Here is a 10,519-nt window from a genome sequence, read left to right as displayed (position 1 = left end):
GGACGGACTCCCCGCCGGTACGGCCGCCGTCCGGGAACGGCGGCCGTACCGGCGCCGCGTCGCCGAGGTGGGTGCGGAAGGCCAGTTCCGCCCAGTCGGCGCCGGTCGCCTTCTCGACGAGCGCCACCAGCCCGCCCCCGGAGAGCCGGAACCCCATCTCCACGAAGACCGGACCGGCCGGGCCCTGGATGACGTCGACGTGGAAGGGGCCCGCGCGGTAGCCGGTGGCGTCCAGGCAGGCCTGCGCCAGCTCGCGCAGCGCGGGCGGTGCGCCGTCGCCGGGCCTGGCCACGTGGCCCACCTCGCGGAAGCCCGACAGGTCGGACTCGCCGCGTACCTCTTCGAGGCAGGTGAGCTTCTCGCACACGCTCAGCAGCACGGCGTTGCCCTCGTGGGCGACGCCCTGGAGGGAGAGCTCGGGGCCCTTGACGAACTCCTCCGCCACGATGCCCGAGAACGCGCCGCCCCCGTAGTTGACCAGAGCGCGGACGCGGTCCAGGGCGCGGCGGCGCTGTGCGACGCCGTCCACGAGCGGCACACCGAGCCCACCGCCGCCGTCCGCCGGCTTGATGACGTGCGGGAAGCCGAGCCGGTCCGCCGCGTCCCCGTCGCCGGGGCCCAGAGGTACGAAGCGGGGCTGGGCCACCTGCGGAGCGCCGCGCAGCAGAGCCTCGCGCTGCTCGCGCTTGTCCAGCGGCCGGAAGCCGTCGCCTGCGCCCGGCCACGGTGCCACGCGCAGCGCACGGGCCAGGGCGAACCCGGCGTACACATAGCGCTCGAACCCGGTCAGGACGAGGCCGGGCGCGACCGCGGCGGCGGCGAGCGCCGCGCGGACCGCGTCCGGGTCCTGCGGCCGCGCCACGGCCACCTCGACATCGAACTCCCGCCGTCCGAGCAGCCTGCGCCAGCGCAGATAGGCGGGCGTCTCCACCAGCACCGCCCGCATGCCGCGGCGGCGTGCGCAGTCCAGATACGGGTCCAGACCGTCGCGGGTGGCACCTACTTGTACGAAGTCCCCCGGGGGATTGCCGGTTGTCACGGTCACCGGCCGGAGAGCAGCTCGGGCACCACGGGGCCCTCGGCGCTGTGCCGGGTGTGTACGACCTGCTTGTGCGGGTCGCCTTCGAGGATGGCGTCGATGAGTTCGCCGCCGGCGGGGGTGAGGCTCGGCAACCGGAGCGAGCTGCCGTACAGCACCTTCAGCTGATCCAGCGTCAGGCCACTGAGCTGCTCCAGGCGTTCGGTGACCCGGACGGTCTCCCCGTCCGCCGTCGGGACCGAACCGTCCAGGAGCCCACGTATGAGCGGGGCGTGGGTGAGAAGGTCAGGCTGCTCGGCGGCGAGGTACGTCTCCAGGTTCGTGCCCTTCTCCGTGAACGGCGCGTGGACCATGGCGACGAGCTGCTCCTCGGTGAAGCCGTACGCCTGTGCGGCGTAGGCATCCATGGCCGCCCGCATCCGGTCGTCCCGGCCCTCGTAGCGCTCCCGCATGATCTCCACGAGCTGCGGCGGGAACTCCTTCTTGTGCATGAGGGAGATGGCGAACTCGACGTACCCGGCGAGCCCTTCGGCGTACGACTGGCCGTAGCGGTGCTCGCACTTGAGGGCGCGCAGGTGCGCCATCAGCGCGGGGTTGCCGCAGTCGGACTCGGTGAAGCTGAAGGCGATGTCGTCGAAGCGGAAGCCCAGGTGGTCCGTGAGCAGCTCCCAGTGGTCGCCGGAGGCGTAAGCCGTGTCGTCGTAGATCGAGAAGAACTGCAGACCGGTGCGGACGTCGGTGGTGATCGCGTGCTCGGCGACGACGTCCGGCGCGTCAGGGCCGTGGATATCGGCGAAGTACGCCTGCGAGATGTTGTTGAGCGAGGCGAGGAAACCCTGGAAGCCGGCGCGCATGTCGCGCGGCGGCTGCAGCCCGAACTTCCGGGCGAGCCGGCTGACCCACAGGTAGTAGTCCCGCTGCTCCTGCTGGGAGTCGCCGGTGATGATCAGGTCGACGCCGCCGTCGTACCCCGCGGCCAGGCCGAAGGAGTTGACCATGCTCAGTTGCAGGCGTTGCAGAACGTCGGGCGGGCGTCGGCGGCCGTGCGGTGGCCGGTCATCAGGATGTCGAGGCGGTTGCGCCCCACGACGTCGTCCGTCTGCGGCAGCGTGGCGTCGAAGGTCCGCACCTGCTGCCCGTCGATCAGCAGCAGCTCGCAGTCGGGGTCATCCAACAGGCGCAGGGAGCGGTAGGCGCGGTCGATGTTGTCCATCACGGCCTGCGGCATGCCCGCGTGCCGCAGGCCGCGACCCGCATGCGGAACGTCGCGCCGTGTTCCTGGGAGAGGATGAGCTGCATCGTCCGGACGAAGGCGAGAGTGTACGAGCTGTCCTTGCCGCCGCCGTAGGCCACCAGGACGACATTGCTGACGAGTTGCTCCTTGTCCGGGAGTGCGTCGTACAGGCGCGCCGCGCAGCGGACGGCGCCTTCGTAGTTCTCTGCGGACAGCACGGTCCGCAGCTCCTGGAGGGCCGAGGCATGGTCGGGTGCCGCTAAGGGAGTGGGCATGGGCGAGTCAATTGCCATGACGGACAAGCGCCTCTTTCAACCGAACGACGGTGGGCCGGCGCCAAGGAAGGCGCGTGGCACGAGGAAACGGATCTGGTGGCCTGGCATTGCGCCAGAAGGAAGGAAAGGGAAGCAGGCAGGCGGAATCGCCCGGCGATCAGTAATCGTCGAAAGAAGGGAACTCTGCTCAGCGCGGCAAGGCGTCTGTGCGTGAAATCCCCGATAGTGCGCCAGCCGATCTGGTCGTGTCCTGCGGCGACAACTAATCGGCCGTGCGAGAGAAAGGAGCCATCCGGTACTGTCCCCCATCCGGAAATCGTCAGCGCTTACCGGCTGCGCTGTCAGGACCTACTCTTGATCACGTTTCTCGGGCTTGTCAATCGTCGGTCTCGGGATGTGGGTCGTCCGGCTATTCGCTATAGCCCGAATGTCCCCGCGGAGTTGACCCGGAGTTCACGCGGATTCTCGGGCCGGCTGGCCGGAATTCGCGCCCGGCCAGTGCCCGCGCAGCGCTGCCAATGTGGCGTGAATCGCGGGCCTGCGGTCGGCCTGGGAGCGCCAGATGGCCGAAAGTCGACGGGAGGGTGCGGGCTGCATCGGGACGACGCGGACGGTGGGCGGCAGGGTGCCGCGGCCGAGTCGGGGCAGCATCGTGACGCCCAACCCCGCTGCCAGAAGCGATATTTGGGACTCGTATTCCTCGATCTGGTAGGGAATGTCCGGTTCGGTGCCGAGATCGGAGAAGGAGCGCAGCAGCCACTCATGGCACATGGCCCCGGAGCCCTGCCCGATCCATCGCTCTTTCCGCAGGTCGTACGGGGTCAGCACGTCCCGCTCTGCGAGCGGGTGCCCTTCGGGCAGGGCGACGTCGGCGATGTCCTCGCCCAGTTCGGTGACGGACAGCGAGGCGGGCAGCGTCAGCGGGGTGTTGTGCCAGTCGTGCACGACCGCGAGATCAGCCTCCCCCCGTACGACGAGGCTGATGGCGCGGTTGGGGTCGGCCTCCACCAGCTGGCAGTCCAGGGTGCGGTGGCGCCTGACGAGGTCGGCGAGCGCGGCGGCGGCGAAGCCGCGGCAGGCCGTGGGGAACGCGGCGAGCATCAGCCGCCCGGTGGGCCGGTCGCGCTGCTCCTCCAGGCGCGAGCGGGTCCGCTCCAGCACCGCCACGACCTCGTCCGTCGCCTCCGCGAGCAGCCAGCCCGCGGGCGTGAGCTCCACCTTGCCGCCCTGCCGGTCGAGCAGTTCGGAGCCGGTCTCGCGCTCCAGCTTGGCGATCTGCTGGGAGATGGCGGACGGCGTGTAGCCCAGGGCTGCGGCCGCACCCGTCATCGAGCCGTGGGTGGCCACAGCGCGCAGGGCGCGTAAGCGATTGAGGTCGAACATGAAGCGATGCTAATACCCCACCTTCAGAAACCTTTGCTGGCCCTTACGGGCGGCGACTGTTGTGATGGAAAATCCCGAAGGAGCGCGTCCCCAGGAGCCATTGGCATGAAGCCCGTACACGTTGCCCTGGCGGTGGTTGTCGCTGCCGTATGGGGCGCGAACTTCGTTGTGATCGACGTGGGGCTGCGCGATTTTCCACCACTTCTCTTCTCTGCGGTGCGCTTTCTCCTGGCCGCGCTGCCCGCGGTCTTCTTCGTCGGGCGGCCCAAAGTCGCCTGGCGCTGGGTGATTGCGGTCGGCGTCACGCTCGGCATCATGAAATTCGGGATGCTGTTCATCGGTATGCATGCGGGGCTGCCCCCGGGGCTGGCCTCCCTGGTGCTCCAGGGCCAGGCGGTGTTCACCGTGCTCTTCGCCGCGGTGCTGCTGAAGGAGCGCGCCCGGCGGGTGCAGATCGTCGGCATGGCCATTGCCTCGGTGGGCATCGTGCTGGCCGGGCTGGACTCAACAGCCGGCACGCTCGCCGGATTCCTGCTGGTCGTGGGTGCGGGGGCATGCTGGGGCCTGTCGAACATCGCCATGCGGAAGGCGAGTCCGCCGGATGCGTTCCGGTTCATGGTCTGGGTGAGCGTCGTGCCGCCCGTCCCGCTCGCGCTCATCTCCGTGCCCTTCGAAGGCTGGGACGCGGACCTGCGGGCGCTGCAAAATCTGAACCTCAGCGGAGTGGGCGCCGCGCTCTATGTGGCGTGGGGTGCAACGCTGTTCGGATTCGCCGCCTGGGGATATCTCCTGCGCACCTATGACGCGCCGACCGTCGCTCCGTTCTCGTTGCTCGTCCCGGTATTCGGCCTGGCGTCCGCCTGGATCTTCCAGGGTGAGCGCATGACCACGCTGACCTTCTGTGCCACGGCTCTTGTCATCGTCGGCATTGCGGTCGGAATGCTGCGCCGTACGAAGAAGCCGATGCCGGTCGAAACCGAGCGAACGGCCGTAACAGCTGCGGCGCCCTGAGGTCCGAGAACAAACGGACCGTTAAAAATACACGAGGGCCGCCCCTTTCGCAGAGGCCCCTCCTGGATTTTGCGTCCAGTCGGTCGCCCTTGAGGAATCCAATGGACTCGGTTGAGTCTTTCCGGGGCATGATTTTGTCTCTCGTTTACCTGGGAGTTCACCTCCGCGAATGGCTGTACGCGGGTGCTGTGGCGACCGTCTCGCGCCCTGGTCGCGGACCCCGCACGGCACCGTTTTCAGGTGCCCGGCAATCGGATATACGAGCGTGATCATCCGGCGTGATTGATCCTGACTTCTCGACTTTCCGGCTGTGAGGGTTATTGAGAGTTCGGCGAGCGCGGCCGTCATCCGCCGGATCGTCAGGCGCTGATGAGACGAATGCCGGCACACGCCGTACTGATGCTCTCCCGAGTTGCGGAGGAAGTTGACAGCGGTCAGATCTTCACCGCTGTCCGGCGCATGGATGGGTTGGCTGAAGTAGCGATGGACGACGGAAAGCTGCCGACCGTACGTACTCACAGAACGTACACGCAAACACGAGGGAACCTTCGAGGGGTCGTGCGCCTCCTGGCGGGGTGAACGCGGCTTCTCACATCCGGCGAAGGGATTCCCTCGTGATCAACAGCAACCGCCCCATGCCCCCGCTGGAAGGGGCCGAGCACCGGTGGGTGACGGTCCGCGGGGCCCGGCTGCACATCGCCGAGTCCGGCAGCGGCGAGCCCGTAGTGCTGCTGCACGGCTTCCCGCAGCACTGGTACGCGTGGCGCGCGCTCGTCCCGCTGCTCGCCGGCGGCCACCGGCTGATCTGCGTCGATCTGCGCGGCTTCGGCTGGTCGGAGCAGACCGAGCGCGGTTACGACACGGACGGACTCGGCGACGACATACTCGCGCTTCTCGACGAGCTCGGCCTCGACCGGGTGACCCTGGTCGGGCACAACTGGGGTGCCGGGGTGGGCTTCCGGCTCTGTCAGCGGGCCCCGGACCGGTTCCGCGCCTTCCTGGCACTGAACATGGCGCACCCGTGGACGCGGCACCGTGATGTCCTGCCGAATCTGTGGCGGATGTGGTTCACAGCCTTCATCGAGTACCCGGTACTCGGACGGCTGGTCCTGCGGCACTGGCCGGCCTTCACCCGGTATCTGCTGCGGCGCGCGGTCGCCGACCCGACGGCGTGGCGGGAGGCGGATCTCACGGAGTTCGCCGGGGCGGCACAGGCCTCGGCTCACGCCGGGCAGGCGATGTTCTGGCAGTACGTCGTGCGGGACATCCCGGCGGGCTTCCGGGGCACCCACCGCCGACGGCGGCTGACCGTCCCGACGCTCGTCCTGGGCGGCGAGCACGACCCGGTGATCCCGCCGGCCCTGCTGCGCGGCGGCGATCCCCACGCGGACGATCTGACCGTAAGGGTGGTGCCGGGCGCGGGGCACCATCTGCACGAGGAGCGGCCGGAGTTGGTGGCCGAGGCCCTGCGGAAACTCATCGCCAGGACCGGGTGAGGGGTCAGCGCAGTGCGGCGCGGCGCTCCACCTCGCGGAAGAAGGCACGAGTGCGGCGTCTGCCGAGCAGGCTGCGGTACACGCGCTGCACGGGGCCGAGGGCGGCGGGCCGCGCCGCGCCGCACACGGCGAGCCGCGTCCCGGTGCCGTCCGGCGCCGCGGCCATTCCCATCGTCACCAGGCGGGACTGCATGAGGCACCACCCGGGGCTCAGCCGCACGTCGAACGGCCCGCGCAGACCGAGTACGTCCACGGCCTGCGCCGCTTTGCGCTCGCTGTCGCCGGGCGGGACCCTGAACTCCCGTACGAAGGAGATCAGATGGGGCAGTTCGCCCTCCAGGTCGGCGATGACCGCCCACACCTGGTCGAAGGGCAGAGCGATCCGGGCCTCGGCGTACAGGGGGGCGCGCAGTCCGGCGGCCAGTACGCGCAGCCGGGCGACAGGGTCGGGGGAGTTCACCGTGTCCACGCCTTCCGGAAGGAGGAACGGGCCCTGCTCAGCCGTGACTTCACGGTGCCCTCGGGTACGCCGATCAGCTCGGCCGTCGCCCGCTCGTCCATTCCTTCGAGTTCCCGCAGCACCAGTACGGTGCGATGCCGGAGGGGCAGTCGGGCGAGCAAGTCACGTACCTCCACGCTCAGTTCGCCTCCGATGCCGGGCAGCAGGTCCCGCAGCCGGACGATCTCCTCGGGGTCTGCGGGCGTCTCACTCGCGGAGCGCCGCGCCACCCGGACGGCCTCCCGCACGGTGACCGCACGCACCCAGCCGTAGAACGCCTGCGGATCGCGCAGCCCGCGCAGCCCCCGGAACACCGCGAGAAGGGACTCCTGCACGGCGTCCGCGGTGTCGTCCGGGGCGATCGGGGCGCACAGCCGGGTGACGTACGGCGTCACCAGCTTCAGCAAGTCGTCCATGGCGAGGGCGTCACCGCTCTGCGCGGCCCGTACGAGCGGCGCCGCCGCGTCCCAGGGCCGCACGTCGTCATCCATCGCCGCAACACCGTACCGCGACCGCCTCCGGGCGCGGCGGTGCAGGGCGTCCGGTGCCGGCTGCTGCGGACCCGGCGGGTTGCGAGAAGCTGGATCCATGATTTCCTGAATTCAGGATTCCCTGTACTGTCGGAGGGTGCTGACACTCGCCGCCGACATCGAAGTGCTGGCGCGGTTCGGTCGCGCCCTCGCCGACCCCATCCGCTGCCGCATCCTGCTCGCCTTGCGCCAGGCCCCGGCCTACCCGGCCGACCTCGCCGACGCCCTCGACATCTCCCGCACCCGGCTGTCGAACCACCTCGCGTGCCTGCGCGACTGCGGCCTGGTCGTCACCGTCCCCGACGGCCGGCGCACCCGCTACGAACTCGTCGACGAGCGCCTCGGTCACGCACTCGACGACCTGCGCAACGCGGTGGTCGCCGTCGAGGCGGACCGCACCTGCCCCGACGCCGACGAGAAGGACTGCTGCTGAATGACCGCGATATCCCTCGGCCCGAGCCCGGCCCGCCGCGACGTGCTGACCCGGCGCATACGCCTGCTGGTCGCCGCGACCATCACCTACAACGTCATAGAGGCGATCGTCGCGATCACGGCCGGCGCTCTGGCATCCTCCACCGCGCTGATCGGCTTCGGGCTCGACTCCGTCATAGAGGTCTCCTCCGCCGCCGCGGTCGCCTGGCAGTTCTCCGCTCGCGACCACGCGATACGGGAGGCGCGTGAGCAGCGCACCCTGCGGATCATCGCTGTCTCGTTCTTCGCGCTCGCCGCGTACGTCACCGTCGACGCCGTCCGCGCGCTCGCCGGCACGGGGGAAGCGGAACGGTCGATCCCCGGCATCGTGATCGCCGTCCTGTCGCTCGCGGTCATGCCGTTCCTGTCCGCCGCCCAGCGCCGCGCGGGCCGCGAACTCGGATCCGCCTCCGCGGTGGCCGACTCCAAGCAGACCCTGCTGTGCACGTACCTGTCCGCCGTGCTGCTGATCGGGCTGGTCCTCAACGCCACGCTCGGTTGGTCCTGGGCCGACCCGGTCGCCGCCCTCGTCATCGCCGCCGTCGCCGTGAGGGAGGGCCGCGACGCCTGGCAGGGCAAGGGCTGCTGCGCGCCCTCAGCCGCAATGGCCCCGGCAGCCGACACCGAGGTGGGCGAAGCGTGTGTCTGCCACCCCGGCTGCGACTGCTGTAACTGACCACCTGCCCAGGCAGGGTGGGGAACAAGAGCGCTGGAGCTGGTGGTGGAGGGCACGGCGGGCACAACGCGACGGTGACGGTCACCCGAGTCCGCTGAGCGCCGAGGAAGGCATGCGACGCCGCTGCCGCTGCCGGGCGCAGAAGACCCGCCTACGGTCGTCGTTCGCGCGGGAGCGGACAGAAACGACTGCCCCCTTCGACTACAAGAGTTTTCCCGGGCGCGATCTCCGTGAACCCGGCATCGCGCACCACGGGCAGCCCGCTGCGGGTCAGCGCCGCCCAGTCGGCGGGCGCCGCCGACCGCACGGCCAGCGGGAAGCCGGCCGCGCGCCAGGCCGCCCGCTCCTCCTCGGGCAGCTCCCACCACGCCAGCTGTGCGCCGTGTCCGGCCTGCGCCATCTCCTTGCCCGCGGACATCTCCAGCTCGGGGTTGAACCACAGCACCGGACGGCCGGCGGCGGGCGCCCCGGGCGGCTGCGGATCGGTCAGCTCCGTGCCCGAAACCTGCAGCCGCGCCAGGTCCTTCGGCCAGCCGTCCAGCGGCACCGGAGGGAAGACCCGCACCTCGGCGCGGTCGCCGGTGACCGTGATGCCCGGCAGCGCCTCGGCCCGCCGCCACTCCGCGCCGCGCGCCCGCCGCACCACCTTCCGGATCCGGGCGTCCTGCCAGTCCCGCACCGCCTCGGCCCACTCGCCGTCCCCGGTCGACCGCTCGTCCGACAGCAGCACCAGCACCGCCCGCGCCGCCGTCTCCAGCGCGTCCGTACGCGCCGGTGGCTCGGCGCGCTCAATCCGGGCGACGAGCGGCAGCACGAACTGCGGCGCCGCGTCCCGGTCGGTCTCTTCGTGCAGGAAGGGGCTGCCGGTGCTGTTGCCGGGCTCCCCGGCGGTCTCGGTGCTGGTCACCCGGCCAAGTCTGCCAGCCGCCACCGACAACGCCGCCGGCACCGGCCCCGCCATGGCCCGCCGCCGGCCTGCCGTGTCCGGATGCCGGCCCGCGACGGCTCTGCCCGGCCGTCGGGGGCAGACCAACTCCGCCCGTCCGGCGTGCGGTTGGCTCCCGTACGGCCGGCCGCGCCAACCGCGTCCCCGAGCAGGCACCGGTCCGCCGGTCCGGCTACCGTCGGGTTCGGCGGAGCGGCGGGGACGCCGACAGACAGCGGAGGTGCCGAACGCATGAGGCTGGACGGGGTGGGGCGGCGCTACGGGGTGCGCGGCCCCTGGGTGCTGCGGGACGTACATCTTGAGGTGCCGGCACGCGCGCTGGTGCGCATCGAGGGGACCAACGGCAGCGGGAAGTCCACCCTGCTGCGGCTGTTCGCCGGGATCGACCGGCCCAGCACCGGACGGATCACCGGCCGGCCGCGCAGCGCGTATGTGCCCGAACGGTTCCCGGCCGCGCTGCCCTTCACCGCCGCCGGCTACCTCACCCACCTCGGACGCATCCACGGTCTGCGCGGCCCCGAGGCGGCCCGCCGCGCCACCGAGTGGCTCGAACGCTTCGGGGCGGCCGGCCATGCGCGCACCCGGCTGGCCGAGCTGTCCAAGGGGACCAGCCAGAAGGTCGCGGTCGCCCAGGCGCTGCTCGCCGAGCCCGAACTCCTCGTCCTGGACGAGGCCTGGACCGGCCTGGACCGCGGCGCGCGCGAGGAGCTCGACCGCGCGGTCGCCGAGCGGGTCGCGGACGGCGGAACGGTCGTGTTCGTCGACCACGACCCGCAGCGGCTCGCCGGCGCGGCCGACGCCCGCTACCGGGTCGCGGACGGGCGACTGCTGCCCCGGGAGGAGAGCGGCTGGACCGAGGACCCGGCGGCCGTGAGCGGGCCGCGCGTGGTCATCGAGGTCGAGGGCGCACCGGGCAGCGCGCTGCCGACCGGACGGGGCGGGGTGGCCGCCGGCCCGGA

13 protein-coding genes are annotated in these 10,519 nt (G+C 71.1%); 5 read left to right on the top strand and 8 right to left on the bottom strand.

Annotation, left to right across the window (positions count from 1 at the left end; translation table 11 throughout):
* The 5 genes from DY245_RS36235 to DY245_RS36215 form a co-directional block, all read right to left on the bottom strand.
* Window positions 1–1,045: ATP-grasp domain-containing protein (locus DY245_RS36235; protein WP_128511343.1), on the bottom strand; the 1,045-nt coding region annotated here is incomplete at its 3' end.
* Entirely contained in the window at window positions 1,042–2,037 is a 996-nt protein-coding gene (locus DY245_RS36230; RefSeq protein ID WP_128511342.1) for a PqqD family protein, read from the bottom strand. The genes DY245_RS36230 and DY245_RS36235, both read right to left, overlap by 4 nt.
* A 2-nt stretch (window positions 2,038–2,039) precedes the next feature.
* Window positions 2,040–2,255, bottom strand: a complete 216-nt coding sequence (locus DY245_RS36225) for a hypothetical protein (protein ID WP_128511341.1) — start codon at window positions 2,253–2,255, stop codon at window positions 2,040–2,042.
* The gene (locus tag DY245_RS36220) at window positions 2,252–2,548 is read right to left on the bottom strand and encodes a hypothetical protein (protein WP_128511340.1); all 297 of its coding nucleotides are present in this window, start codon (window positions 2,546–2,548) and stop codon (window positions 2,252–2,254) included. The genes DY245_RS36225 and DY245_RS36220 overlap by 4 nt, the downstream gene beginning before the upstream one ends.
* A gap of 453 nt (window positions 2,549–3,001) precedes the next feature.
* Window positions 3,002–3,931 (bottom strand): LysR family transcriptional regulator, encoded by a 930-nt coding sequence (locus tag DY245_RS36215; protein WP_128511339.1) that lies wholly within the window; start codon window positions 3,929–3,931, stop codon window positions 3,002–3,004.
* A 105-nt stretch (window positions 3,932–4,036) separates the two neighbouring features.
* Here DY245_RS36215 and DY245_RS36210 point away from each other — a divergent pair, with 105 nt between their 5' ends.
* A complete protein-coding gene (locus DY245_RS36210) occupies window positions 4,037–4,942 on the top strand; it encodes an EamA family transporter (RefSeq protein WP_128511338.1) in 906 nt (301 codons plus the stop codon).
* Between the two features lie 614 nt (window positions 4,943–5,556).
* Window positions 5,557–6,438 carry an alpha/beta fold hydrolase gene (locus DY245_RS36205; RefSeq protein WP_128511337.1) on the top strand — a complete coding sequence of 294 codons (882 nt, stop codon included), beginning with the start codon at window positions 5,557–5,559 and terminating at the stop codon, window positions 6,436–6,438.
* A 4-nt stretch (window positions 6,439–6,442) separates the two neighbouring features.
* Here DY245_RS36205 and DY245_RS36200 read toward each other — a convergent pair whose 3' ends face one another.
* Both DY245_RS36200 and DY245_RS36195 read right to left on the bottom strand, forming a co-directional pair.
* Window positions 6,443–6,898 (bottom strand): SRPBCC family protein, encoded by a 456-nt coding sequence (locus DY245_RS36200; protein WP_128511336.1) that lies wholly within the window; start codon window positions 6,896–6,898, stop codon window positions 6,443–6,445.
* The gene (locus tag DY245_RS36195) at window positions 6,895–7,428 is read right to left on the bottom strand and encodes an RNA polymerase sigma factor (protein ID WP_128511335.1); all 534 of its coding nucleotides are present in this window, start codon (window positions 7,426–7,428) and stop codon (window positions 6,895–6,897) included. Before DY245_RS36195 ends, DY245_RS36200 begins: the two co-directional genes overlap by 4 nt.
* 136 nt (window positions 7,429–7,564) lie before the next feature.
* Between DY245_RS36195 and DY245_RS36190 the strand changes: the two genes are divergently transcribed.
* Both DY245_RS36190 and DY245_RS36185 read left to right on the top strand, forming a co-directional pair.
* Entirely contained in the window at window positions 7,565–7,900 is a 336-nt protein-coding gene (locus DY245_RS36190) for an ArsR/SmtB family transcription factor (protein WP_128511334.1), read from the top strand.
* Entirely contained in the window at window positions 7,901–8,614 is a 714-nt protein-coding gene (locus DY245_RS36185) for a cation efflux transmembrane domain-containing protein (protein WP_128511333.1), read from the top strand. It begins immediately after the preceding gene.
* Between the two features lie 151 nt (window positions 8,615–8,765).
* Here the strand turns inward: DY245_RS36185 and DY245_RS36180 are convergent, their stop codons facing one another.
* Window positions 8,766–9,521: an aminoacyl-tRNA hydrolase gene (locus DY245_RS36180; protein WP_128511332.1), complete on the bottom strand. Its 756-nt coding sequence runs from the start codon at window positions 9,519–9,521 to the stop codon at window positions 8,766–8,768.
* 270 nt (window positions 9,522–9,791) lie between these two features.
* On the opposite strand from DY245_RS36180, the gene DY245_RS36175 reads away from it, so the two are divergent.
* Window positions 9,792–10,519 (top strand): ATP-binding cassette domain-containing protein (locus DY245_RS36175; RefSeq protein ID WP_147318422.1); only part of this gene is annotated, 728 nt, incomplete at its 3' end.

Source organism: Streptomyces inhibens (assembly GCF_003389455.1).
Lineage (GTDB): Bacteria > Actinomycetota > Actinomycetes > Streptomycetales > Streptomycetaceae > Streptomyces > Streptomyces inhibens.
Note: the sequence above shows the minus strand (reverse complement) of the source record. Positions and strands in the feature narration are given on the sequence as shown.